17 protein-coding genes are annotated in these 25,548 nt (G+C 57.3%); 12 read left to right on the top strand and 5 right to left on the bottom strand.

Annotation, left to right across the window (positions count from 1 at the left end; all coding sequences use genetic code 11):
* Positions 1-49: 49 nt before the first annotated feature.
* Positions 50-1,564, top strand: a complete 1,515-nt coding sequence (locus ACQUWM_RS07725) for a fumarate hydratase (RefSeq protein WP_406987909.1) — start codon at positions 50-52, stop codon at positions 1,562-1,564.
* A gap of 33 nt (positions 1,565-1,597) precedes the next feature.
* On the opposite strand, the gene ACQUWM_RS07730 is transcribed toward ACQUWM_RS07725, so the two are convergent.
* Positions 1,598-3,052 carry a protein adenylyltransferase SelO gene (locus ACQUWM_RS07730; RefSeq protein WP_428921742.1) on the bottom strand — a complete coding sequence of 485 codons (1,455 nt, stop codon included), beginning with the start codon at positions 3,050-3,052 and terminating at the stop codon, positions 1,598-1,600.
* 316 nt (positions 3,053-3,368) lie between these two features.
* Here ACQUWM_RS07730 and ACQUWM_RS07735 point away from each other — a divergent pair, with 316 nt between their 5' ends.
* The 5 genes from ACQUWM_RS07735 to ACQUWM_RS07755 are packed head-to-tail and all read left to right on the top strand — an operon-like array spanning position 3,369 to position 9,282.
* Positions 3,369-4,172, top strand: a complete 804-nt coding sequence (locus ACQUWM_RS07735; protein ID WP_407002301.1) for an HAD-IIB family hydrolase — start codon at positions 3,369-3,371, stop codon at positions 4,170-4,172.
* 17 nt (positions 4,173-4,189) lie between these two features.
* Positions 4,190-5,413 carry a glycosyl transferase gene (locus tag ACQUWM_RS07740; RefSeq protein ID WP_407002302.1) on the top strand — a complete coding sequence of 408 codons (1,224 nt, stop codon included), beginning with the start codon at positions 4,190-4,192 and terminating at the stop codon, positions 5,411-5,413.
* Positions 5,410-7,140: an alpha-amylase family glycosyl hydrolase gene (locus tag ACQUWM_RS07745; protein ID WP_428921743.1), complete on the top strand. Its 1,731-nt coding sequence runs from the start codon at positions 5,410-5,412 to the stop codon at positions 7,138-7,140. Before ACQUWM_RS07740 ends, ACQUWM_RS07745 begins: the two co-directional genes overlap by 4 nt.
* Before the next feature lie 14 nt (positions 7,141-7,154).
* A complete protein-coding gene (locus tag ACQUWM_RS07750; protein WP_428921744.1) occupies positions 7,155-8,294 on the top strand; it encodes a tRNA-queuosine alpha-mannosyltransferase domain-containing protein in 1,140 nt (379 codons plus the stop codon).
* Between the two features lie 22 nt (positions 8,295-8,316).
* Positions 8,317-9,282, top strand: a complete 966-nt coding sequence (locus tag ACQUWM_RS07755; RefSeq protein ID WP_428921815.1) for an NAD(P)H-quinone oxidoreductase — start codon at positions 8,317-8,319, stop codon at positions 9,280-9,282.
* A 50-nt stretch (positions 9,283-9,332) separates the two neighbouring features.
* Here the strand turns inward: ACQUWM_RS07755 and ACQUWM_RS07760 are convergent, their stop codons facing one another.
* Complete coding sequence (locus ACQUWM_RS07760) at positions 9,333-10,358, bottom strand: NADP-dependent oxidoreductase (protein ID WP_428921745.1); 1,026 nt, start codon at positions 10,356-10,358, stop codon at positions 9,333-9,335.
* 170 nt (positions 10,359-10,528) lie between these two features.
* On the opposite strand from ACQUWM_RS07760, the gene ACQUWM_RS07765 reads away from it, so the two are divergent.
* The 6 genes from ACQUWM_RS07765 to ACQUWM_RS07790 all read left to right on the top strand — a co-directional run bounded on the left by ACQUWM_RS07765 (position 10,529) and on the right by ACQUWM_RS07790 (position 21,605).
* Positions 10,529-12,592 carry a type VI secretion system Vgr family protein gene (locus ACQUWM_RS07765; RefSeq protein WP_428921746.1) on the top strand — a complete coding sequence of 688 codons (2,064 nt, stop codon included), beginning with the start codon at positions 10,529-10,531 and terminating at the stop codon, positions 12,590-12,592.
* Positions 12,537-13,367, top strand: coding sequence for a DUF4123 domain-containing protein (locus ACQUWM_RS07770; RefSeq protein WP_428921747.1), 831 nt, complete (start codon positions 12,537-12,539; stop codon positions 13,365-13,367). Before ACQUWM_RS07765 ends, ACQUWM_RS07770 begins: the two co-directional genes overlap by 56 nt.
* Positions 13,368-13,381: 14 nt before the next feature.
* Positions 13,382-18,298, top strand: a complete 4,917-nt coding sequence (locus ACQUWM_RS07775; RefSeq protein WP_428921748.1) for an RHS repeat-associated core domain-containing protein — start codon at positions 13,382-13,384, stop codon at positions 18,296-18,298.
* Between the two features lie 7 nt (positions 18,299-18,305).
* Positions 18,306-18,647: a hypothetical protein gene (locus ACQUWM_RS07780; protein ID WP_428921749.1), complete on the top strand. Its 342-nt coding sequence runs from the start codon at positions 18,306-18,308 to the stop codon at positions 18,645-18,647.
* Between the two features lie 104 nt (positions 18,648-18,751).
* On the top strand, positions 18,752-19,195 hold the full coding sequence (locus ACQUWM_RS07785; protein ID WP_428921750.1) for a hypothetical protein: 444 nt from the start codon (positions 18,752-18,754) through the stop codon (positions 19,193-19,195).
* 253 nt (positions 19,196-19,448) lie between these two features.
* On the top strand, positions 19,449-21,605 hold the full coding sequence (locus ACQUWM_RS07790; RefSeq protein ID WP_428921751.1) for a hypothetical protein: 2,157 nt from the start codon (positions 19,449-19,451) through the stop codon (positions 21,603-21,605).
* 101 nt (positions 21,606-21,706) lie between these two features.
* Here ACQUWM_RS07790 and ACQUWM_RS07795 read toward each other — a convergent pair whose 3' ends face one another.
* The 3 genes from ACQUWM_RS07795 to ACQUWM_RS07805 all read right to left on the bottom strand — a co-directional run bounded on the left by ACQUWM_RS07795 (position 21,707) and on the right by ACQUWM_RS07805 (position 25,538).
* Complete coding sequence (locus tag ACQUWM_RS07795) at positions 21,707-22,555, bottom strand: substrate-binding periplasmic protein (protein WP_428921752.1); 849 nt, start codon at positions 22,553-22,555, stop codon at positions 21,707-21,709.
* A gap of 141 nt (positions 22,556-22,696) precedes the next feature.
* Positions 22,697-24,574, bottom strand: coding sequence for an MFS transporter (locus ACQUWM_RS07800; protein ID WP_428921753.1), 1,878 nt, complete (start codon positions 24,572-24,574; stop codon positions 22,697-22,699).
* A 52-nt stretch (positions 24,575-24,626) separates the two neighbouring features.
* A complete protein-coding gene (locus ACQUWM_RS07805) occupies positions 24,627-25,538 on the bottom strand; it encodes a DUF1853 family protein (RefSeq protein WP_428921754.1) in 912 nt (303 codons plus the stop codon).
* Between the last annotated feature and the right edge of the window lie 10 nt (positions 25,539-25,548).

Consider the following 25,548-nt stretch of genomic DNA (forward strand, 5'->3'; position numbering starts at 1 on the left):
CTCCCGCTTCCGATTTTTTCATCGATAAACCAAAACTGATGAGACGCCTATGACCACCGTAATTCGCCAGGACGACCTGATCGAGAGCGTAGCGGACGCGCTGCAGTTCATTTCCTACTACCACCCGAAAGATTTTATTCAGGCTGTGTATGAGGCCTATCAGAGAGAAGAGTCCCAGGCGGCGAAGGATGCCATGGCGCAAATCCTGATCAACTCCCGCATGTGCGCCCAGGGCAAGCGGCCGATCTGTCAGGATACGGGCATTGTGACGGTATTCGTCACCATCGGTATGGATGTGCAGTGGGATGCCGACATGCCGCTGGACGACATTATTAATGAAGGCGTTCGCCGCGCTTACACTCACTCGGATAACGTGCTGCGGGCTTCCGTACTCGCCGATCCGGACGGCAAGCGCGCCAACACCAAGGACAACACCCCGGCGGTAATCCATTACAAGATGGTTCCGGGCAATACCGTGGATGTCCACGTGGCGGCCAAAGGCGGTGGTTCCGAGGCCAAGTCCAAGTTTGCCATGCTGAACCCGTCCGACTCGGTGGTGGACTGGGTTCTGAAAATGGTGCCGCAGATGGGTGCCGGCTGGTGTCCACCGGGTATGCTGGGTATTGGTATTGGCGGCACCGCCGAGAAGGCGATGGAGCTGGCAAAAGAGTCCCTGCTGGACCCGATCGATATTCATGACCTGCAGGCCCGTGGTGCGTCCAACCGCTCCGAGGAACTGCGCCTGGAGCTGTTCGACAAGGTTAACGAACTGGGCATCGGCGCCCAGGGCCTGGGCGGCCTGACCACGGTTCTGGACGTGAAAGTGAAGGATTATCCCACCCACGCGGCCAACAAGCCGGTGGCGATCATTCCGAACTGCGCCGCCACCCGCCACGCACACTTTGTGCTGGATGGCTCCGGCCCCTCACTGCAAACTCCGCCGAGCCTGGAAGACTGGCCGGAAATCACCTGGGAAGTGGGTGACAGCGTTCGCCGCGTGAACCTGGATACGGTGACTCCGGAAGACGTGAAAGACTGGAAACCGGGTGAAACCGTACTGCTGTCCGGCAAGATGCTGACCGGTCGTGATGCCGCCCACAAGAAGATGGTGGACATGATCGAACGCGGCGAAGAGCTGCCGGTGGATCTGAAAGGTCGCTTCATCTATTACGTGGGCCCGGTCGATCCGGTGCGTGAAGAAGTGGTTGGCCCGGCTGGCCCCACCACCGCCACCCGTATGGACAAGTTCACCCGCACCATGCTGGAGAAAACCGGCCTCACCGGCATGATCGGCAAGGCCGAGCGTGGTCAGGTAGCGATTGACGCCATCCGCGAATTTGGTGCGGTGTACCTGATGGCCGTGGGCGGTTCCGCTTACCTGGTATCGAAAGCCATCAAGAAGGCGGAAGTGGTGGCCTTTGAAGAGCTGGGTATGGAAGCCATCTATGAGTTTGAGGTGGAAGACATGCCCGTCACCGTGGCAGTGGATTCCACAGGGTCCTCCGTCCACCAGACCGGTCCGGCGGAGTGGCACGACAAGATCATTTCTGCCAAAGCAGTCTGATCGCTGATGGCGTGTTCCTGATCCCGGCCGGGATCAGGACGAGCAACTGATGTTCAGGTGCTTCCCCCAGTCCGGGGGAAGCGCCGCATACCCTTCGAATTCCGGCTGTTCGTCAAACGGCTTTTCCAATACCTTCAGCAATTCCTTCATCGGCTCATAGTCGCCGTTCTGCGCTTCCTGAATCACCTGCTGGGCCAGGTAGTTCCGCAGGATGTATTTGGGGTTCACCTGGCGCATGGCGTATTCACGGGCGTCGTGGGCGCGGCTTTCCATTTCCAGGCGTTGTTGATAGCGCTCAAGCCATTGATCCGCCACGCTTCGATCCACAAACAGGTCGCGGATGGGCGCGGTGCCTTTGGTGGTCAGGCTGGACAGCCCACGGAAGAACCGGGTGAAGTCCACGTGATGTTCGTGGAGCATGCTGAACGTGTCCATGATCAGCGGCAGGTCTGACTGATCCTCCTGCACCAGCCCGAGCTTATCCCGCATGTTCTGCAGGAAGCGTTCGTTGTAGGCGACTTCGTATCGCTTGAGGCCGCGGCGGACACCGTCCTCATCCATGACGGGCAGCAGGGCATTGGCCAGGTACTGGCAGTTTACAAAGCCGATTTCCGGCTGGCGGTTGTAGGCGTAGCGGCCGCCCTGATCGGTGTGGTTGGCGATGTAGCCGGCGTCAAAATCATCCAGGAACGCGTAGGGGCCGTAATCGAAGGTGTCGCCGATGATGGACATGTTGTCGCTGTTCATGACGCCGTGGCAGAAGCCAACCGCCTGCCAGTCGGCGACCAGCCGCGCGGTGCGTTCGACCACTTCCTCGAACCACCTTGCGTAGCGCTCGCTGTCTGCCAGCCCGATCAAATGGGGAAAGTGCAGGGCAATGACATGGTCCATCAGGGTTTTCAGTGTGTCCTTGCCTTCGTGGTGAGCGGCGAACTCGAAATGCCCGAAACGTATGTGGGTTTCGGCCACGCGGACCAGGGCGGCAGCGGTCTCAATGGATTCGCGGCGGACCGGGTCCCGGGCGCTGACCATGAACAGCGCGCGTGTGGTGGGAATGCCCAGGCCATGCATGGCCTCGCTGCAGAGGTATTCGCGAATGGTGGAGCGTAGCACCGCGCGGCCATCACCAAAGCGGGAATAGGGGGTCATGCCGGAGCCTTTCAGGTGCCAGTCCCAGCGCCGTCCGTCCGGACCGATGGTTTCCCATAGCAGCAGGCCGCGGCCATCCCCCAGGTCCGGGTTGTACATGCCGAACTGGTGGCCGGTGTATTTCATGGCTACCGGGTCCATGCCTTCCAGTAATTCAGTACCGGCGCCCACGCCGGTCCAATCTTCCGGCTGGTTGCTGTGAAAGCCCATCTGTTTCGCCAGCGCATGGTTAAAGCACGCCATGCGAGCGTCTTTCAGCGGTGTGGGCTGTACCCGGGTGTAGAAGCTGTCCGGCAGCTCCAGATAGCGATGTTCCACCCGAAAACGGTTGTTGCTCATAGGACGCTTATACTCTCAACTGGTACAAAACATGCTAAATCATGATGTAAACACAATTTTCTCGGGACGCCGGACCGTGGCTGATCAACAGCTTCTGAAAAAAACTGCTGCCCCTGATGGATCAGGAATCCTTACTGCCATCCTACGTGAGGACAGGGGAACAGACCATCGTACCGCTGGCAAGGCATGTTCAGTCGCTGGCCCGGCGTCAGGGCGATGCACCAAAAAGGGGCGAATGCCCGGCGCCCTCGGAATCATGACCGATGACCAGAACCTGGGCTTGCCTCGATTACGAACAGCCTGACGGAGATACGACATGACCAAGCCCCGCCTGCTGGTATTCACCGATCTGGACGGCACGCTGCTAGACCACGACACCTACCGTTGGCAGGCCGCGGAGCCCGCTTTGGAGCGGCTGCGGCGGGCAAATATCCCGGTGATTCTCAATTCCAGCAAGACAGCCCCGGAAATTCGCGATATCCGGGCCGCGCTGGACATCCATGACCCGTTCATTGTCGAAAATGGGGCAGCGGTGGTGCTTCCGGCGAACTGTTTTGGATCAGGGGCCGAGCAGTTGGTGCATTTTGGAGCACCGCGGGATCAGGTGTTGGCGGTCTTGCAGCATATGCGCTCACAGGGTTTCAGGTTCCGGGGCTTCGCGGACATGTCGGCGGAGGAGCTGGCCCGTTGCACCGGACTGTCTCTGGCTTCCGCCGGGCAGGCCCAGGACCGGCTGGGAACAGAGCCTTTGCTATGGGAAGGCACAGAAGAGGAGCGAGAGTGTTTTACTGAACAGCTGGCCGCGGAAAACCTGCGCCTGGTACGGGGAGGGCGCTTTTTTCATGCCATGGGAAACTTCGATAAAGCGGATGGGGTCCGTTTCTTGCTGAGTAAATATCGGGAGCACTATGGTCGGGAATCCCTGTTGACTGTCGCGCTGGGGGACAGCCCCAACGATCAGAGGATGCTGGAGTCGGTCAATCTTCCGGTCATTATCCGCGGCGCTCTGTCTGATCAGGTGCAGCTGACCTCGGATCGCCACGCCATGCGCTCCCTCAAGCCCGGCCCTGAAGGCTGGAATGAATGCGTACTCAATATCCTTTTTGAGTACGGTTACTGAGCAAGAGGAACTCAGCCATGGGCGATTTCTACCAGAACGGCATCGTCACCACCCTTCATAACCTGACCCGCCGCCCGGTGGAGGATCTGGAACAGGAACTGATGAACTTTCGCAAGGAGCGCCCCATGTCACTGGTGCTGCCCTCACTGTTTTCGGAACTGGAAGGTCCTGCCCTGAAAAACATCGTCAGCGAGCTGGCCAGGGTGCCTTATCTGGAGCAGATTGTGATCGGGCTGGACCAGGCAACCGAAGCTCAGTATCGCTACGCGATGGAGTATTTTTCAGAGCTGCCTCAGAATTTCAAGGTGCTCTGGAATGATGGTCCCAGGCTGCGTGCCATTGATCTCAAGCTCCGTGAGCAGAATCTGGCGCCGACGGAAATGGGGAAGGGGCGCAATGTCTGGTACTGCTTTGGTTATGTGCTGGCCTCCGGTCTCAGCAAATCCGTGGCACTGCACGACTGCGATATTCTGACCTATTCCCGGGATCTGGTGGCGCGCCTGATCTACCCGGTCGCCAACCCTGCGTTCAACTATATGTTTTGTAAAGGCTATTACGCCCGTGTGGCGGACAGCAAGATGAACGGTCGCGTCAGCCGATTACTGGTAACACCGCTGATCCGGGCGCTGAAAAAAGTCTGTGGCCCCAATGATTTTCTGGACTACCTGGACAGCTACCGCTACCCGCTGGCGGGCGAATTCTCTTTCCGCACCGATGTGATCAACGATTTGCGCATCCCCAGTGACTGGGGGCTGGAAGTGGGGGTGCTGTCTGAAATGAAGCGCAACTACGCCACCAACCGATTGTGCCAGGTGGACATTGCCGATACCTACGATCACAAACACCAGGAGCTGTCGCCGGAAGATGCCAACCGTGGGTTGTCCAAGATGAGCACGGACATCTCCAAGGCGCTGTTCCGTAAGCTGGCCACCAATGGCGAGATCTTCTCCAATGAGAAGTTCCGCACCATCAAGGCCACCTATTTCCGGATCGCGCTGGATTTTGTTGAGACCTATCAGAATGACGCCATCATCAATGGCCTGACCTTTGATCGGCATAAGGAAGAAAAGGCCGTGGAGCTGTTTGCGCAGAATGTGATGCGCGCCGGGGCCTATTTCCTCGATAATCCTATGGATACACCGTTCATTCCCAGTTGGAACCGGGTGGCAAGTGCGATTCCGGACATCAAGGAGCAACTGATGGAGGCGGTGGATCTGGATAACGAGGAGTTCCGCCCATGAAAGAACCACTGAAATCCAAGCTGGCGGGGATGCTGGAGGTCGTTTATCCCGATCTCGACAGTGGGTTTCTTGCGGAAAAGCTGCTCAAAACCATGGGGCTGGCGCCGAACCAGGAGCCCCCGCCAGCGCACCAGAACAACTGGGATGCATCGGACATCGTCCTGATTACCTATGCAGACACGGTGCGCAGGGCGGATGAGAAACCGCTGGTGACGCTCCGTGGGTTTCTGAACGATTGCCTGGCGGATACCGTTTCAGCGGTCCATATCCTGCCGTTTTTCCCGTACAGCTCCGACGATGGTTTTTCGGTGATGGATTACCTGGCGGTGAACGAATCCCATGGCAACTGGGATGATATCGAGCGTATCGCCGGAGATTTCAAGCTGATGGCGGATCTGGTGATCAACCACATGTCCGCCCGCAGCCGTTGGTTTGAGAATTTCCGCAAGCGCGTGGACCCGGGCAAGGATTACTTTTTCGAAGCCAGCCTGAGTGACGATCTGAGTGCGGTGGTGCGCCCTCGGACATCGCCACTGCTGAATCCGGTGATGACGGAGGACGGCGAACGCTACGTGTGGTGTACGTTCAGTGAAGATCAGGTGGACCTGAACTTTGCCAACCCGCGGGTGTTGAGCGAATTTGTGTCGATCATCCGCAAATACCTGGAGCGCGGCGTGGTCATGTTCCGGCTCGACGCCGTGGCATTCCTGTGGAAAGAACCGGGAACTCCCTCTATCCACCTCCAGCAGACCCACGAACTGATCAAGATCCTGAGGCTGCTGATTGAACATCACAGCCCGCGGGCAGTGGTGATCACTGAAACCAACGTGCCGAATCGGGAAAACCTGACGTATTTTGGTAACGCCAATGAAGCGCACGCGATTTACAACTTTTCCCTGCCGCCGCTGCTGATCCATACCCTGGTGACCGGCAACTGTCGCCACCTGAAAACCTGGTTGATGAGCATGCCGCCGGCGCAGATGGGCACCACTTACCTGAATTTCATTGCTTCCCATGACGGTGTGGGGCTGCGTCCCACCGATGGCCTACTGACTGAAGACGAGAAGCAGGGGCTGATCAATGCCATGGAGTCCTTCGGCGGCAAGGTCTCCTACCGCCGCACAGAAGACGGTCGTGACCAGCCCTACGAGATCAACATTGCGCTGTACGATGCGCTCAAGGGCACGGTCAAAGGTGGGGCCGATCACTGGCAATTGCAGCGCTTCATCTGCGCCCATGCAGTGATGCTGGCGCTGGAGGGCATTCCCGCCTTCTACATTCACAGTTTGCTGGCCACCGAAAACGACTACGAGCGAGCCGAGCACACCGGCCGTCTGCGTTCCATCAATCGGGGGCAGTGGAAGCTCGAATCGATTGAAAGTGAACTGGCCAATCCGCTAAGCCATCACAGCGAGGTGTTCAAAGAGCTGAAACGCCTGATTGCCATTCGTCGCCGGCAGCCGGCGTTCCACCCCAACGCCACCCAGTTCACGCTCCATCTCGGGCTGCAGTTGTTTGGGTTCTGGCGCCAGAGCATGCGGCGGGATCAGTCCATTTTCTGCATCCACAATATCAGCGATGAATTCCAGGAAGTGGCTTTGAGTGATATCAACCTGATTGGCACCGACCAGTGGGTGGACCTGATTTCCGGGCTGCGGGTGGATGACCTGAGCGGCTCTCTTACGCTGAAGCCTTACCAGAGCGTCTGGCTGTCGAATCGGGAGTAGGGCAGAATGCGCTCATGCCCGAGCAACCACTACCATCGTCAACACCAAGAGTACTTTTACTGTCAGCCTACGATGCCGGCAGCCACAAACGCTGGCGGGAACAACTGGTCGCCAGCCAGCCGGCATTCGACTGGCACGTGCTTGCCTTACCGCCCCGGTTCTTTCGCTGGCGGATTCGCGGTAACGCGCTGACCTGGCTACAGGAGCCCGCGCTCCGGCAAAGCTGGGATCTGTTGGTGGTCACCTCCATGGTGGATCTGGCGTCCATTCGCGGCTTCCAGCCCCATCTCGCCCGTACCCCGGCTTTGCTCTACATGCATGAGAATCAGTTTGCCTACCCGGATTCCGGCAGGCAGCACTCCAGTGCCGAGCCCAAGATGGTCAACCTGTACAGCGCGGTTGCGGCGGATCGCGTGGTGTTCAACAGCGAGTGGAACCGGGACAGCTTTCTGGACGAAGCCTATGGCTTTCTCGACCAGCTGCCTGACGGCCTGCCCGATGGCGTGATTCGTCAGATACGGGACAAGTCCAGCGTGATTCCCGTGCCGATAGAGGACTCTCTGTTCCGGGAGCGCGCCGTTCCCCATAACGTCGCCTGCCCACATTTGTTGTGGAATCACCGCTGGGAGTACGACAAATCGCCGGACCGGCTGTTACTGCTGCTTGACCGGCTGGTGGAGCTGGGCCAGGATTTTCGCATCAGCGTGGTAGGAGAGCAGTTCAGGAACCAGCCCCGGGTGTTTGACGAGATACAGAACCGCCATGGCAGCCGGCTTGTGCGCTGGGGATATATGGAAAGTCGTGAAGCGTACGACAAACTGTTGCATGAGGCCGACGTAGTGGTGTCCACGGCACTGCACGATTTTCAGGGGCTATCAATGCTGGAAGCCATGGCCTCTGGCTGCCTGGCCCTGGCGCCGGATCGTCTGGCGTATCCGGAGTATGTTCCTGCCTCCCAGCGTTATACCAGCCTGGTCGATGATCCGCAGCGGGAAGCTCGCTGTGCTGCCGACACATTGATATCACTGCTGGCGCAGAAGCCGGCTATAAAGCGCCCTGATGAATGGCGCCTGACCGAATTGAAACGCAGCTATCACAATGCCATGTATGTCACCATAGGCGGTGACGCGTTATGCTCAACCAATCAAAAATGAACCACCGGAGCGGGCGAATATGATGAAGGCGATCAAGGTTGTCGGCGATGCTCTGAACTGGGAGACCTGCGACGCTCCCACGGAACTGCCAGAAGGCCATGTCAGCATTGACGTGGCATGGACCGCTATCAATCGTGCTGACCTGATGCAGAGGGCCGGCGTTTATCCGCCGCCTCCCGGCGCCTCGGACATCCTGGGGCTGGAAGTGAGCGGGACCATTGCCGACGTTGGTGAGGGCGTGACCGGCTTTAATCCGGGGGACGAAGTCTGTGCCCTGCTGACCGGCGGCGGCTACGCCACCAAGGTGATTGTGCCGGCAGTGCAGGTGTTGCCGATTCCGGATGGGCTGTCACTCAGGCAGGCTGCGGCGGTGCCTGAGGTGTTCGCAACGGCCTGGTTGAATCTGTACCGGGAGGCGGGACTGGAACCCGGCGAAAAAGTCCTGCTCCACGCCGCCGCCAGTGGTCTGGGTACGGCGGTTATACAGCTGGCCACCGCGTTTGGGAATCCGGTGTTTGCCACCGCCGGAGATGATGAAAAGTTGGCCGCCTGTCAGAAGCTTGGTGCGACCGGTATCTGGAACCGAACGAACGGCTCGTTCGTGGATGCGGTCCGTAAATGGGGTGGCATCGACATGGTGCTGGACCCGGTGGGCGGCAGTTACATCGGCGATAACCAGAAAGTCCTGAACGCAGATGGTCGAATCGTATTGATTGGCCTGATGGGTGGTCGGACAGCCGAAGTGGATCTTGGCCTGATGCTGGTGAAACGTCATCGCCTGATCGGATCCACCCTGCGGTCACGACCCGTGGCGGTCAAAGGGGAGGTCATGCAGGCCCTTTATCGTCATGTCTGGCCGTTGCTGAGCTCGAAGCAGATTGTGCCGATTATTGATCGGGACTGGCCGATTGAAGAGACCGCCGAAGCCATGGCCTACGTGGCCGAGAACAGGAATACCGGCAAAGTGCTGTTAAGAGTCAGCGCCTGATGAAAAGTAGGTCGGGTTAGCGAAGCGTAACCCGACACAGGCACGTCAGGTCAGTCCGAAACATGGACCAGCTGCTTGCCAAAGTTCTGCCCTTTCAGCATCCCCTTGAACGCGTCAACGGCATTATCCAGTCCTTCGGCAATGGTCTCCCGATACTTCAGCTCACCGGAGGCAATCCGGTCAGCGAGAATACCGGTAATCTCCTGATGCTTGTCCTGCCACTCCGTGACCAGGAAAAAACGGTGCTCTGGTACCGGATCCAATGCTTTCAGGACGTGGAAAGGCGTCTCGACCGACGCCATGTCACTGGCGTTGTAGGCCGACACATAACCACAGATAGGCACGCGAGCCCCCGGGTTCAGTAACGGCGCGACTGCGCGGGTCACGGCGCCGCCAACGTTCTCGAAATAGATATCAATGCCGTCAGGGCAGGCCGCTTTCAGATCCTCTTCAAGGTTACCCGCCTTGTAATCGACACAGGCATCAAAACCCAGTTCCTCAACCACAAAACCGCATTTGTCCGGCCCGCCGGCCACACCGACAACGCGACAGCCTTCTTTTTTGGCGGTTTGTCCAACCACGGTGCCAACAGGGCCGGAAGCGGCAGACACCACCACGGTTTCACCCGCCTTGGGTTTGCCCACGTACATCAGGCCGCAGTAGCCGGTACGACCGGGCATACCCGCTACGCCCAGATAAGTCTGCAGGGGCACATTGTCTTTCTGGTTGATCTTGTAAACCATCGGCGCATCCGCCGGGAAGGTCACGTATTCCTGCCAGCCGGAGTAGCAGGTGACCAGGTCGCCGACCTTGAGCTTGTCGGAGTTGGACTCCACGATCCGCGCGACGCTTTCACCCACGATCACCTCATCAATGGCAATGGGGTCCATGTACCCCTTGGCATCGTTCATGCGCGGGCGCATGTAAGGATCCAGCGACAGCCACAGGACCTGGGCGACCACCTCTCCCTCGTTGGGTGGCCGAACAGGGCGCTCTTCCATAACAAGGTCGCCATCCTGGATTTCGCCCTGGGGGCGCTGTTTGAGCACGATTGCATGGTTCTTGTAGTCGTTCACTGACTTCCTCCGGTTGCATAATGAAACCAGATTAGAGTGCAGCAGAATGGGTTTGAGGTCAACCTCTCAACTCGGGATCCCCGGGGTTACATTCCTCGGCCTGATCGTTATAATCGGCCATGCTCAGGACGAGTAATGAACATACGACTTTATCTTCAGGGACCGAAGACATGCCCCAGGCAAGCGGACTGCAGTTCACCGCCACCATTGGCGGATTTTCCTCTGATCACTTTTCCGTTGTCGGCTTTGAGCTGACCGAAAACCTTTCCGAGCTGTTTTACGGCAAGCTGGAACTGGCCAGCACCGACCCGTCGGTCGCGGCAGCCGATGTACTGGAACAGGCCGTGGACCTGGTGGTCTGGCAGGACGGCGCGCCGTTGCGGCGCTTCACCGGCGTGGTCAACGAATTCGCCCGCGGTGATTCCGGCCACCGCCGTACCCGCTACGAAGTCATCATACAGCCCCCGCTTTGGCGCCTGGGCCTGATGCACAACAGCCGCATCTTCCAGACCCAGACCACCGACGCCATCGTGCGCACCCTGCTGGAAGAGCGGGGCATCGTCGATACCGTGTTCGACCTCAAACGCCGCCCGGAAGAACGGGAATACTGCGTCCAGCACCGGGAAAGCGACCTGGATTTCGTAGAGCGACTGGCCGCGGAGGAAGGCTGGCATTACCGCTACCACCACGGTTCGGTCGACGGCGAAGAACAGCCGGCCCTGGTCATCGCCGACCACCACGGCGACGCCCCCAGGCTCGAGTCCGCCGAATACAACGGCAAAGCCGGTGGCAGTACCCGCCAGAGCGCCATCTTCCAGTTCAGTTACCGCGAACGGATCAAGGCCGCCTCTGTGGCCATGAAGGACTACACCTTCAGGAATCCTGCCTATGCCTTGATGCACGACAGTGCGGCTGGCGATGTCCAGCACCGGGAAGACTACCAGCACTACGATTACCCTGGCCGCTTCAAGGCCGACGCCAGCGGCCAGCCGTTCACCGAAAGCCGCCTGGATGCCCTGAGAAACGACGCTGCCACCGCCAACGGCCAGAGCAACCGCCCCGACTTTACCGTGGGCGCCAAAGTCGAACTCACCGAACACGACAACCAGGCCCTGAACCGGGAATGGCTGTTCACCAGCATCAGCCATACCGGCGAGCAGCCCCAGGCCCTGGAAGAAGAGGGTGGTAGTGGTGCCACCACCTACCACAACGCCTTCAATGCCATCCCGGCGGACCGCACCTGGCGCCCACAGATCCAACACCGCCCGCGGATGGACGGCCCCCAGATCGCCATCGTCACCGGCCCGAAAGGCGAAGAGATCCACTGCGACGAACACGGCCGAGTGAAAGTCCGCTTTCCATGGGACAGATACAGCAAGAACGACGAACACAGCAGCGCCTGGCTGCGAATCAGCCAGGACTGGGCCGGTGGACAATACGGCTTCATGGCACTGCCAAGAATCGGCAACGAAGTCATCGTCTCCTTCCTGGACGGGGACCCGGACCAGCCGATCATTACCGGTCGCACCTACCATGCCACCAACACACCGCCCTATGCGCTGCCGGAGCACAAGACAAGAACCACCCTCAAAACCCAGACCCACAAGGGCGAAGGCAGCAATGAGTTGCGATTTGAGGACGAAGCCGACCAGCAACAGATCTACGTCCACGCCCAGAAAGACCTGGACCTGCTGACGGAAAACAACCGCACCGAAGTTGTCAGGAACGACAGCCACCGAACGGTCGAGAATAACAATGTCACCCACATCAAGGGCAACGATCACTGCACCGTAGATGGCGAAAAGCGCCAGACCATCGGCGGCGATTGCAGCCAGACCATCGGCGGTACCTTCCACCAGAAATCAGGCAAGGGCACCCTCAGCGAAGCCGGCACCGAAGTTCACCATAAGGCCGGCGCCAAAGTGGTGCTGGACGCGGGTGCGGAACTCACTATATCCGCCGGTGGCAGTCTGCTGAAGCTGGATCCGAGTGGTGTGACGCTGGCGGGCGCTGGCATCAAGATCAATTCCGGTGGTTCGCCGGGTAGTGGTTCGGGGCAGGGTGTGGTGATGCCGGGAATGCCGCAGGACCTCGAGGGACTGGTGCAACAGGTTATTGAACCAGCCATGCTGTCAGAGGTGCCACTTACGGCGCCGCAGTTTAAGAACCTGATGTCCGATGCACCATTCTGTGAAGAGTGTGTTAAATGTCGTGATGGGGTGTGCAGTGTCTGAACCGTCGGATTTTCGTACCCAACTTCACAGCCTCTGTGAACAGCGTGACCACAAAGGTTCTGTTTATCTTGTGCTCAGCGGTACCAGTGCAGCTAAACCCGTGCGCCACTTCTACGCGACCGATGGGCTGACAGCCCGCCCGCTGTTCCAGGGCACGCAATATGCCAGTTGGCAGGAAGTGATGCCGTTTCTTGCGCAGGTGACGGACACAAGTGCGTTCCTGAACTGGATTGACGAAACCGACAGTACCGATTGGGGCTGGGGACTGGTGAGTGACGCCTCGCTGGAAGAGGTGTTCGGCCACATCCGCAGCCTGACCAAGATTATCCTGCCGGACGGGCAGGAGGTGTTTTTTCGTTATTGGGATGCCAGATTTTTTGGTCCGATCCTCGGCAGTGTCGATGAGGCTCACCTCGCCCAGTTGATGGGACCGGTTGCATCTGTCGTGTTGCCTGATGGTGAGGTTATCAACCACCCGGGAACGCCGGCAGGTCCAAAACCGGAGCCGGAATTTCCGTGGTTTTCGCTGCCGGCGGAAACCTTGAAAAAAATCGCAGTCCTTTGTTGGGGGCAACTGGTGGACAACACTGTCTCAGCCCTCGGCAAAAAAAAGCAATCTCCCCTAAGCCGCTATCCGGAGCCCATCGCCCGCCAGAAAGTTGAGCGCCATTTACGGCGGCTGACCAGCGCAGAGGTGGTGACGAAACTTGCCCCGGAACACGTGCAAGCCATACATGAAGCCCTGATGCGTGAGGCATCGCAGGGCGCATACTGAGTGAGGATGGATCAATGATCGAGTCAAGGACGGCTCTTCAGGCTTCAGAACAGACTTCCGATCAGGTTTCTGGCGCCCTTCCGGATATTAACGCCATTACCCGGGAACTGCGGGAATGCCTTGCCAATTCCTATGAAGACTGGCGTGAGGGTTGGTTCTCATCAATCTTCATGGGGCATGAGCAGATCCTGGAGGTTAATGGCGAGGCCAACCGCGAGGACGTCGGTGAAGACGAAGTGGTTTCCTCCACGGTGGCTCCCTGTGAGGAAACACGCAAGATCAAGATTGCTCATTTCCACGAGAACGTGAGCAAGACCCCGATCCCTTCCACGCCTTTTGAAATCCAGGAGAACACTGGTTGGCTGTTCGATAGTTGGGACACCATCCACAGCGGCACCACGGATGAAAATGGAATAGCGGAAGTGCCGGTAACTCCCGGGAAAGAGTACCGGGTGGTGATGTCTCCTGACGTCTCACAGGCTGATATGGATGCCCTCTACGCGACCTACGAAGGGTTCATAGACCGGTGCTGCTCCTTGCTGGAGACCACTTGGAACAACGGAGCCCGCCAGGAGTGGGACAGTTATCTGTCAATGAGTTCCACGGAGCAGTCGCTGGCCGTCTACGGGCGCCTTCAGGAAGGTATCGCGGATGGATTTACTGCGGTGCTGGACGATATCCGTCGTATTTATGACGTGATTTGCGGGTTGCTGGATTATGACTTTAGCAACCTGCCGGAAGAGCTCCAGGAGCAGATGGAAACCCTGAAACAAGCCGACGATGCCTATCTGAAGGCATGTCTGGTAGCGAATGATGAGATTTTCCTGTTTCTTGTGATGTACACCGTTCGCCAGTACTTCCGCTTGCTGTCACCGACACAGGTTGCTGAAGTGTCTGGTGAGTTGGTAGGGCAGATCCTGTTCGATGTCGTCGTCGGGCTGATCATTACCGGCGGTGCTGGCCTGGCAGCCAAATATGGCGCCCGCATTGGCAGTAAAGCTGCTGCCAGTGCGATGAATGTGGCAGACAGTGCGCGTGCCAGCAAAAACATTCTGGGTGAATTCCTCGGGCAGTTCGCCAGAGAATTTCAGGATTTCATGGAAGACATTGGTACCAATCACCGTGCCATCCAGGTTGCAGGGGGCAGTCGCCTGAATCCGTCCAGCACCCAGCCCGGGACGGATGTACGTAACCGCAATGCCGTGTACCAGGAAATGGCTGACAACGATGAGGTGGCGAATCTACAGGCCGGCGGCCGTGATCATGGTGCAACCAGTGAAGCCAGTACCGCCCCGGTTCGAGATGAACCGTCTCCCTCCCAAACCGATCAGGGCCGGGTTACCCAGGACAACGAATCCACGGCAAGCGTGGAGGACCCGATAAGCACGGTTACCGGTGAAGAGGTGCTTGAGCTCACCGATGCACGCCTCAGCGGCCCGTTGCCGTTCGAATTCAAGCGGGTGTATCGCTCCGGCAGCAGTGACCGCCGCCAGGATATGGGATACGGCTGGCGCCACAGCCTGAACCACAGCCTGAGTTTTGATGGCAGCAGCATTACCTGGCACGACCACGAGGGCAAGAACACCCGCTTGCCTGAGCTCGACAGCGCCCCCTTCGGCACCAATTCCCAGACCGGCATGGCTGCCTGGAAAGAGGGTGAACACATTGTTGCCTGTGCCGGGGAAAAAGCACCGCGCTACCACTTCCGCCGAGAAGGTGATCATGGCGTGCTGGCGAAGATATCGGATCGGTATGGCAACAAGCTCCAGGTTGAATACGACCTCCACGGCCAGCTTGAGCGACTGGTCAGTGAGGCTGGCGACGCCCTGGCATTTGAATTTGATGGGAGCTATCTCAAGGTCGTCAACCTGTTGCGCCGCAAGCTCACAGACACGGGCTATCAGTGGCAGCAACTGCGAACCGAGCGCCGTTACGAATACGATAGCAACGATGACCTGATCGCCGCTAAAGATGCGGTTGGTGGCACCGAGCGTTACGGTTACGACAACCACATGCTGACCAGTCGCCAACTGGCGGGCGGTTACAGCTTCTATCTGGCCTGGGACGAAGCTTCGCCCAAGGGGCGTTGTGTTCACCAATGGGGCGACAGCGCGCAGGTCGATACCCGGTTTGAGTGGGACGACGACAATCACACCTGCACCGTCAGCTACGTCGACGGCAGCAAGGAAATCTGGCATTACGATGGTAGCGCCCAGCTGCAGGAGAAGATCGACCCGGACGGTGCCAAACACGTCAGCGAATACGATGATAAAGGCCGCCTGCAAGCCACCGTTGACCCCATGGGGGCGCGCACTGAATATCAGTACGATAAGAATGGCCGCCTCCAGGGCAAAATCGGGCCGGACGGTCAGCCCATTCTGTTCACCTACCGCAAGGGCCGCATCGCGGAAATTCACCGCAATGGCCAGACCTGGGCGTTTGATTACACTGGCCTGGGCGATCTTGAACGTGAAACTGATCCTAAGGGTCGGGTAACCCGCTACAGCTACACCCCGCAGGGCCAGCTGACCCAGGTAAACCTGCCCGATGGCCGAACCCACAAATGGGGCTGGAACAGCCACGGCCAACTGATCGAGGAAACCACGCCCACCGGCGCTTTCTACCAATACCGGTACGATGAGTTCGGCCAGCTATTGGCCAAGAAAGACGCCCGGGGTGCCATCACCCGGTACCAGTACGATGGCCTGGGGCGGGTGACCGAGGAGATTCTATCAGGCAACCGGCGCCGACAGTATCACTACAACCACTACAACAAGGTGACGCGCTTTGTTGACGAGAAGGGACGGGAAACCCGTTACGAATACGGCAACAACCTCCACCTGCTGACCCGGCGCATCAACCCGGACGGCAGCGAACTGCGCTACCGCTATGATCATCACCGCTTCCTGCTCACCCATATCGAGAACGAACGGGGTGAAGAGTACCGCATCGACTATTACCCGAATGGCCTGGTCAAACAGGAAACGGCTTTTGACGGTCATCGTACCGCCTACCAGTACGACCTGAACGGCCATTTGATTGAGAAAGCCGAGTACGGCACCTCCAGCGATGTCCTGCAAACCACGGCTTATGAGCGGGACGAACTCGGGCAGCTACTGAAAAAAGTGCTGCCAGACGGTCGTGAAATCCAGTACGGCTACAACGCCGACGGCAAGCTGACTGGTGTGGACGATGGCCACTGGCCGCTGGCCTTCAAGTACGACGAGTTTGGGCTGCTGAAAACGGAGCACCAAGGCTGGGCCACCCTTCAATATTGCTACGATGACATGGACCGCCTGAGCGGCATGGTGTTGCCCGATGGCCAGGCGCTGGCCTACCAGCACGACAAATCCGGCCTGCTATCCGGCATCGACCTGAACGGCCAGCCGCTGACCCGCCATCGTATGGCAGCCACCGGCGAGGAAATGGAGCGGCAACAGGGCGATCTGCTGAGCGCCTATGTCTACGACGAAGAAGGCCGCCTGACCCAGCACCGCATTCATCAGGGCCGCATCAAGGACATCGCCGCCCAGCGGGATTACCAGTACGATCCCAACGGTAACCTCAAAGCTATCCAGGATAGCCGCAAAGGCCTGCGGGAATACGTCTATGATCCGATGGACCGGCTGGTTGGCGTGCGCGGCGACCTGTACGAACAGCTGATCCACGACCCTGCCGGCAACTTGCTGGAACAGAGCCAGAGTCCGGCCAGTGGAAACACCGCCAACGTACGCGGCAACCGCCTCACCATGCACGGTGACTGCCACTACGAATACGACGAATTCGGCAACCTGACCGAAGAGCGCCGTGGTAAAGACCAAAAACTGGTTACCCGCTACACCTACGACTGCGAACACAGGCTGACCAGCGTCACCAAGCCGGACGGCAGCACCTGGCACTACGAATACGACGCCTTCGGCCGCCGCATCGCCAAAACCAACGGCCTGACCCGGACCGAGTTCCTCTGGCAGGGCGACCGCCTGATCGCCGAAGAAACCGGCGACCAGTACCGCACCTACGTATACGAGCCAGACACCTTCAAGCCCCTGGCACTGGTAGACGGCTACGGCCCCGAACAGGCCAGCATTTACTACTACCACCTGGACCACCTGGGCACACCCCAGGAACTCACCAATGCACAGGGTGATCTCGTCTGGTCGGTGACTTACCGCGCCTACGGCAACGTAGTCCGCGCCCTGGTCAATGAAATCGACAACCCGATCCGTTTCCAGGGTCAATACCACGACCCGGAAACCGGCCTGCACTACAACCGCCACCGGTACTACAATCCCAACACCGGACGTTTCCTGACCCCGGACCCGATTGGGCTTGCGGGTGGGTTGAATAACTACCAGTATGTGCCTAATCCGACGGGATGGGTGGATCCGTTGGGGTTGGTGTCGGTAGAAAAGAGCTCTCCCGATCAAACTAATACTCAGCCGAGCCGAGGTGAACAACTCCGCCAGAAATATGCTCATGTCTCAGCTGAGGAACGTGGAGAAATTATAAATGACAGGCTAGAAAATATAGCCGCTGAAAGGCTAGACGCCCTAGAAAAATCGATACCTGGAGCACATTTCAAGGGTAGGCATGGAGCTCAAACGACACTCGAGCAGCAGTACGATAGGGCTGTAAATGGTATAGATCCAGTAACGCAGAAACTTGTTTATCGTAGAAACGGAAACCTGGTAACCCCAAATTCGACAAGATTTTTGAGTCATCGAGATCAAATTAATGCGATAGAGCGGGCCATGAGAATATACGAAAATACAGGCAGTAAGGCTTTGGCGGAACGACCTTTAGTATATCGATCGCAAGCTGGTGAGGGTTATCATGGTGGAAGTGGACTCTATGACACATCGTTTAGCGTACAAGTTTGGTTCAATAGAGCTGCTCAGCCAATAACGGCTTTTCCGATACTGGGTAAGTGATTGCATTATGAAAAGAAGATTTGATGTTTCAGCGATTGTGACGATAATTAAAAATTTTGATTATGAAATGCTTGATGCCTTTGTCTGGGATGAATTAAAAGAAGTCGACCCTAGTAACGAGGGGCAGATGTTAGAAGTGTTCAAAAGGTTCATTGTTCCAGAATATGAAGTCTTGGATGATATGTCTAAATCATTGATTAAATCCAGACTTTTTGATTTGCTTTCAGATCCTAAATCTGACTATCAGGTAATACTGGATGCGGTAGAGATGCCATTTGAGCCAGTAGAAGAGCCGAGAAATTTCTTTTCTTTATTATGGTTTGCGTTGTACGGCGAGCGATTTTATTAACATTATTTAAATGTAGAATGAAAATAAAAAATACTATGTGCGTGGTGATAGGGACACCTAATTGGGTCGATATAAGGCTGGGCTGACCAACAAGGGAATAAGCGTTGAAACGCACTTGGCTGAACACAAATATTCCTTTTCATCCATCTCCGATGTATTTCATGGGAGAATTTGACGTCTACGACCGAGAGGAATCTCTAGGTGAGTATTTAAACCAGTTTGATCCTAACGACAGAGCTGAAGTTAATCAGCTTCTTCGGAAGTTGTTTTTTCAAGGCGCAAGGGCTCAAGTCCTTACTTCAGCTCATAAAAAGGTTCTTGTCGAATCTCTTTTGGGGGCACTCAGGGATCCAGACTACGATTTTTTGTCGGTCTTTGAACCTGAGGAAGCAGACACTTTCTGTTTGCCCTTTGATTGGGAAATAAATAACGGGAGGTTGTTCTTTGAGGAAGTATATCGACTGGCTCTCGAGTTTTGGGGGGCTGAATTAGATCGTCAGGGAATGTCGCTGCCTTCCTTGAGTGAGTTGGATATTGCACCGGCATGAAAATATAGTGTGTGTCGGATTTAAAGGGGTGGCTATTCAGCCAAGCTTTATTTTTAAGAGATACCGGCAAAGGTTATTGATTTTATCGTTGCTCGTTGATCTTAAGCTTCTCCAGCCATAAACCAATTTGAAAAAGCTTTGTAGATTAATTCATTCCAAAAACCGCATTTTATTCCCATCCTCCACCATGAGGCTGCAAACTGATTTAAAACGAGGATCCTGAGGGATTCAATAATCCAAGGAAAGGAATTAAATGATGAGATTCATTGGTGCGCTGACCTGCGCTCTTATACTGGGTATTGCCGTTTTTTGGGTATTTTCTGAAAGTACCTCTGCCGTAGATAACCCTGCCTTCAATCCCCCGGTTGGGGATGTTCGCTACTTCTCGATTGAACAGACCACGGAGATCGGTTTGCCGGGTATGGCAGGCAGGCGCGGGGCCTCCACCAGGATGAGCAGCGTTCTGCGCAGTGAAGTCCTGGATGTCCGGGACGGTGTTGTTGAACTGCAAACCGGCGCCGTCAAGGCGGTGGAGAGGTTGCGGGGCCGAGCCCTTGTGGATACCGAGCGGGGTGAGCGCCAAAGCGCGGACATGAAGCTGCTGGCGGGTTTCCTGCAGTCCGGAGTGGTTGAGCGGGTCAGCTCTCAAGCGGTGCCCATCGATATTTCCTACCGGAACCAGGACGCACTCGATTCGCTCGATAGCGTCAAAGACCGGCCAGAGGTATTGCAGACCATCCTGCTCAGGAGCCTGAGTCTTTTCTCATGGTATCCAGCTCAGGTCCCTGATGAAGAGCTGACGTTGGGATTGTCCTGGCAGACACCGGACCAGGAGCAGGGTGGGTCAACCTTGAAGGGGCTGCAATTTGAAGTCAGTCATCTGGATGACCAGACGGTTACCCTGACGTTTGGCCCTGCTGACACGGACGCCCAGTCGGCAGGCGAGGACTTAACTGCAAATACCTATCGAGTGGCGGGCTATCTTGATCTTGAGCGCGACACTGGTTGGCCCCGGCGGGCTAGTGTGCAGATCTTGGCCGGACAGGATCACAAAGGATCAACCTTTCAGGTCACAAGCCAGTTGACTGTCAGGCAGACCAATGTCGAACAGGATCCGGACACCCAGAAGCTGCTTTCCATGGCGCAGATGTCATTGCGAGCCCGACCTGTTGATACATCAAGTTCGATCTTTGACGACTACTTCGTCCCTCCCTTTGGTCCAGCTACCGCTGAGGAATCCCTCGCTAAGCTGGAGAGGACGTTGTTGTGGTTCGGCACTGAGCCGGTAGATTACGGATACGGACGAGGGAAGGGGTTAGAGCCACAACTCAATTCCGTTGAACTGCAGCGGGCGACGTTTCATCCTGTGGCAAGCGTCCGGTTGTTTGATGCTGAAGGAAAGTTGATACAGGAAGATGTATTGCCGAATCCCGACTTCAGGATGCTTAAGCCGGCTAGTAGCCGGGGGCGGCCTGACTCTGACCGGGTGCCCTTCCTTCGTCAGGACTTGACGGATGACCAGTTGGCGTTGATCGATGTGATCGAACTCGATGTGCCGGTGACCACGCCCGATCAGATGTATTCAGCCTTTCTGGATCAGAACGAGACAGTGAAGGAGTTGAAAGAGGCCGGTCTGAAGCTGTCTATTGATGAGTGGAACTCTAAGGCGGTGCGTATTCGTGTGTCTGAAACTGGCGGGATTTCGTTAGGCGAGCTGCCCCGCATCATGGGGTATCCGGTTGATACAGCAGGAGAGCCTGTGCCCCAGTTTGGCCTGCGGATGACGCATTCTGCGTTCGAGTCAATCCTGGGATCGATGGATCCACGCGGCGGGAAGAAAGCTATGGCAGAGGCGTTAATGCGGAGCCTCTCGATGATGCCTCCCCATGAAAAAGACGGCGAGATTATATTTGAATTTACCGGGACGGAAGCCGACCCGATAGAGCGTCTCAAATTTCATTACTACAGCACTCGAACAGAGGAAATGACCTTCTCTGCCCCCGCTGCCAGGACAACGATGAATGGCGGTGAGGTTGTGGGGCAGCGAACGTTGTATCGGGGAAATGTGCCACGGTTTGATTTAAAGCCTGATAGCAGTAACGCCCCCTCGTATCGGATGGAGCGCGCTGCTCTGCCAGTTACGTCGTCCGGTGATGCGTATCAGCTGGAGCAAGTTGCCAGAGGAACACTGCAGATCAGTGAAGAACTGTTGGAGGATCTGCTGAAGGTGCAGTCGACCTTTGATCTCAAGCACCTTCCCCTGGTCGCATACGATCAGGATGGCGGGGCGTTGGTACCCTTCTGGCATGATCGTAACGGTGAGCCGCTTGAACGGCTTGAGGGCGGTGGTGCAGTGGTCCGTTTTTGGGGGGATATTGCATCGGTGAACTATCCCACACCGGTTGAGTGACGTAGTCGCTAAATTGCCATCGAATTGACACCTGTTGCGCCTCTGGAATTATGATTCTATTGAGGCGCAGCACAAGGAACACCTGAACCTGCTGGAGACTCTCACTCTACACACTGCACTTTATCCCCATCCTCCACCACCAAATACCGAACCGGCAAATCCGGCAGCGAGGTCGTAATCAACTCTTCAAGCCGGCCGGACTCCCGCAGCTCGTTCAACCCTTCGTTGAATGCCTCCAGATACCGCTCGCTGTCTGGCGCTCGCCGGGACAGGATCAGGTAAAGGTAGTCCGACTGCAGCGGGGTGGTGTGGAAGGTGATTTTGTCGCTCAGGTTCAATTTCTTGAGCATACCCATGCCCACGGCCGGTTCCATGGGGAACAGGTCGATTCGTCCAGCGGCCAGTTTGCGGAGGTTAGCCCGGTCCGAGGTGGTTACATCCGCACTGATGGTGCCGGCGGCCACGGCTTCCTCGAATTCTTCACCGTAGTTGTAGTCTTGGGTCAGGCCCATGCGATAGCTTTCCAGGTCTTTTACGTTGTCCCAGTCAAAGTCCATGCTCGTGCGGTGGAACAGGGCATAGTTGTGAGCCACGATGGGGTCGCTGAAGTGGAATTGCTTGAGCATTTCCGGGCGGCAGGTCCAGGCTACCGAGCCGTCCCACACGCCTTTTGCTGCCAGCATGCGGGCCCGGGACCAGGGGAAGAAGCCATAGGTTACTGGTGTATCGTGTTTGGCAAAGGCCAAAGTGACGATGTGTGAAATCACCCCGTAATGTGGAGGGGTGTTCTCCATGTATGGGGGCCAGTGCCCGTTGGTGAGTCGCACGCCCGGGGCGGGCTCGTCGGCTTTCAGGTTCGGCGCCAGGGTGCAGAGCAGCACCCCACCCAAAAGCAGGTTGCGAAGTCGATTCACGAACCGGTTGCGGCTGAGCTGTCCTTGCAAATGCATCTTTCCATCCAGGCATGGCGGCGCTGGCTGGACAATACCGTCCTGCGTGCGAGGCACCACCGTGAAGAGAGAGCGTCAATTGGTTATATCCAAAGAGTAGCATGGGGCCGGCTCTTTACAACTCTGTCGCAGAGGCAGTGTTTAGCGGCTGTTTCCCTTCAGATTTTTCACGGTTTCTTCCAGTCGTTCAGCGCTTGCCCGTTCTGCCGGTATGGGATCTCCGGCCAGCAACTCAATCCGCGACCAGAACCGCCTGGGGAAGTGTCTCAGGGCCGGTCCGCCGCAGTGGCTGAAGAAGCTCCCCCACAAGCCGCGCAACGCCATGGGCACAACGGGCACGGGCCTGCGCTCCAGGATAATTTCAACTCCGCTGCGGAAGGTGGCTACCTCGCCATCGGAGGTCAGTCGTCCCTCGGGGAAGATGCAAACCACGTTTCCGGCGTCCAGCTCTTCGTCAATGCGCTCGAAAGCGGCGTCATAGATCTCCGGCACCCGGTTGCGGGAGCCGATGGGAATGGTCTTGGCGAGCCTGAAAATGGCGCCCAGTATCGGCGTTTTGAAGATCTGGTAGTCCATCACGAACCGGACCGGCCGCCTTACTGCACCAGCGATGACCAGCGCGTCCATGTAGGTGACGTGGTTGCAGACCAACAGCACCGGGCCTTCCTCAGGTATGCGGTGCAAGCCTTCGTGGCGAACCCGATAGATGGTGTGAGAGAGCACCCATACGATAAACCGGAGCGCGAATTCCGGCACCTGCTGGTACACAAATCCCGCCACCACCAGGTTCATGATGGATAGCACCAGGAAGAACTCGGGAATACTGAGCCCGATAACGCCCAGCATCAGGATGCCCATAATGGCGCTGACCACCATGAACAGGGCGTTGAAGACGTTCAGCGCTGCAATCACGCGGGCCCGCCGGGCCTCCGGGGTTTCCCGCTGCACGAAGGCGTAAAGTGGCACGATAAACAGGCCGCCAAAGAAGCCGATACCCAGCAGATCAATAGCCACTTGTCGGTGCTGGCTGTCGCTGATCATCATCCACCAGTCGGTGGGCACCGGGTTGGCGGGCATGTTGAAGAAGAGGTCAAGGCCGAATAGGCTGATGCCGAGGGAGCCGATGGGCACGATGCCCAGTTCGATCCGGTGGCCGGAAAGCCGCTCACAAGCCACTGAGCCCAGTGCAATACCTATGGTGAAAATCGCCAGCAGAAGGGTGACGACGGTCTCGTCGCCCATCAGGTCGGTCTGTGCAAAGCTGGGGAACTGGGTCAGATAGGCGGCGCCCAGGAACCAGAACCAGGAGATCGCCATGATGCACAGCAGCACGGAATGGTTTTCCGCGGCCAGGCGCATCAGGTTCCAGGTTTCCCGCAGGGGGCGGAGGTGAATGGTCATTCCGGGATTGGTTGCTCCGGTAACCGGTACCTGTCGTGCCGCCAGGTAGCCAAACACCGCCAGAACCACAACCCCGATGGCGGCGAGTTTCTCCGGCTGGTCGCTGCCCATTAACAGGCCCGCAGCCAGCGTGCCCACCAGAATGGCCACGAAGGTTCCCATTTCCACCAGGGCGTTCCCGCCCACCAGTTCATCGTCCTTTAGCACCTGGGGCAGGATGGCGTACTTCACCGGGCCGAAGAACGTGGATTGCACCCCCATCAGGAATAACAGCAGCAGGAGCGATTCGTACCAGCCTTGCCAGAGCCCGGCGGCCGCCAGTGCCATGATGGCGATTTCCGCGAGTTTTACCCAGCGAATCACCCGGGATTTTTCGTATTTGTCCGCCAGTTGACCGGCGATGCCGGAAAACAGGAAAAAGGGCAGGATAAACAGGAAGGCCGCGACATTCACCACCACATCAATGGGCAGGCCCAGCAGGCCACCGGCGGTGTAGGTGATCAGCAGCAACAGGACATTACGGAACAGGTTGTCGTTAAACGCCCCGGAGAACTGTGTCAGGAAGAACGGCAGAAATCGTCGCTCGGAAAGTAGCCGGAACTGGCTGTGATCATCCATGATGTGCATCCATCGTCGTTTAGTTGGCGAGGAACATTCTGCCACAAACCGGTTACTGAATCAGGGCGCCGGGTGCTGGCCAGGTGTCGGGCACCACAAATATGCGAGAGGTTTCTTGCCAGTCGCCGTCCTGCTCGCAGTGTTCCAGTTCTGCGAACAGACGCGGCATCCTGTTGGCGGAGACGGTATTCAGCGCCTGTTGTACGTGGGACGCGACAGGCGCTTCCTGCTGCAGCCAGGGCCCAAGCCAATGCGGTTTGTTCAGCGGAACCCAGTGTTTGGTGATGTCGGGCTGTACCTCACTCAGATACATCCAGCGGCCCCGGAGGTGGTTTTCCGGCACGGTATCTGGCGCCTGAATGTGGGTAGTGCCGGGGTAGAACAGATAGCCGGGCATAAAGATGCGTGTGGTGACCGGCCCTTTGATGCCCTGGTCGTTCAGTACCTGTATGGTTTCCGGTTGACTGGTGAGATGGCTCTGGCGGTGCAGCATATGGTCGGTTTTCAGATCCAGCCGGTCTCTGGCATTGGGACCATACCAGCGGTTCTGCCCGTTGGCGGATGGAAAACCCAAGTAGTATTTCACCGCAATTTCATGATGTTCGGTACGGCGGTCGTGGGGGTTGTGTACGACAAAATCCAGCTCACCGATGGTTCGGTTTTCCCGCCGTATTTGTTGGTTCTTCAGCAATACGGTCCAGCCCAGCAGGTCGGTCAGCAGGCATTCGTACAGTCTTTCGAAGTGATATCCCAGTCTGGGGTTGGGTTGTTCGGACAGTATTCCCGGTCCGTCTGACGGACTCAGATCCCATTCCCGTAGCCGCTGAAAGGCTTCGGCAGTCGCGTAGTGTGCCGGGCAAAACACACGCTCATCGAATAGTAACTGCGGTGCCGCCATCATCCAGGCCAGATGGCGAACCGCAGGCGTTTTGAAGATCATCGGGGATGGTGCAGAAGCAGTCATCCCCAAAGCA

Source organism: Marinobacter sp. DUT-3 (assembly GCF_050379435.1).
Lineage (GTDB): Bacteria > Pseudomonadota > Gammaproteobacteria > Pseudomonadales > Oleiphilaceae > Marinobacter.

What these genes read in the sequence shown, in the direction of transcription:
- ACQUWM_RS07725 (WP_406987909.1), top strand. Translation starts at nt 50, where the DNA reads ATGACCACCGTAATTCGCCAGGACGACCTGATCGAGAGCGTAGCGGAC.
- ACQUWM_RS07730 (WP_428921742.1), bottom strand. Translation starts at nt 3,052, where the DNA reads ATGAGCAACAACCGTTTTCGGGTGGAACATCGCTATCTGGAGCTGCCG.
- ACQUWM_RS07735 (WP_407002301.1), top strand. Translation starts at nt 3,369, where the DNA reads ATGACCAAGCCCCGCCTGCTGGTATTCACCGATCTGGACGGCACGCTG.
- ACQUWM_RS07740 (WP_407002302.1), top strand. Translation starts at nt 4,190, where the DNA reads ATGGGCGATTTCTACCAGAACGGCATCGTCACCACCCTTCATAACCTG.
- ACQUWM_RS07745 (WP_428921743.1), top strand. Translation starts at nt 5,410, where the DNA reads ATGAAAGAACCACTGAAATCCAAGCTGGCGGGGATGCTGGAGGTCGTT.
- ACQUWM_RS07750 (WP_428921744.1), top strand. Translation starts at nt 7,155, where the DNA reads ATGCCCGAGCAACCACTACCATCGTCAACACCAAGAGTACTTTTACTG.
- ACQUWM_RS07755 (WP_428921815.1), top strand. Translation starts at nt 8,317, where the DNA reads ATGAAGGCGATCAAGGTTGTCGGCGATGCTCTGAACTGGGAGACCTGC.
- ACQUWM_RS07765 (WP_428921746.1), top strand. Translation starts at nt 10,529, where the DNA reads ATGCCCCAGGCAAGCGGACTGCAGTTCACCGCCACCATTGGCGGATTT.
- ACQUWM_RS07770 (WP_428921747.1), top strand. Translation starts at nt 12,537, where the DNA reads ATGCACCATTCTGTGAAGAGTGTGTTAAATGTCGTGATGGGGTGTGCA.
- ACQUWM_RS07775 (WP_428921748.1), top strand. Translation starts at nt 13,382, where the DNA reads ATGATCGAGTCAAGGACGGCTCTTCAGGCTTCAGAACAGACTTCCGAT.
- ACQUWM_RS07780 (WP_428921749.1), top strand. Translation starts at nt 18,306, where the DNA reads ATGAAAAGAAGATTTGATGTTTCAGCGATTGTGACGATAATTAAAAAT.
- ACQUWM_RS07790 (WP_428921751.1), top strand. Translation starts at nt 19,449, where the DNA reads ATGATGAGATTCATTGGTGCGCTGACCTGCGCTCTTATACTGGGTATT.
- ACQUWM_RS07795 (WP_428921752.1), bottom strand. Translation starts at nt 22,555, where the DNA reads ATGCATTTGCAAGGACAGCTCAGCCGCAACCGGTTCGTGAATCGACTT.
- ACQUWM_RS07800 (WP_428921753.1), bottom strand. Translation starts at nt 24,574, where the DNA reads ATGGATGATCACAGCCAGTTCCGGCTACTTTCCGAGCGACGATTTCTG.
- ACQUWM_RS07805 (WP_428921754.1), bottom strand. Translation starts at nt 25,538, where the DNA reads ATGACTGCTTCTGCACCATCCCCGATGATCTTCAAAACGCCTGCGGTT.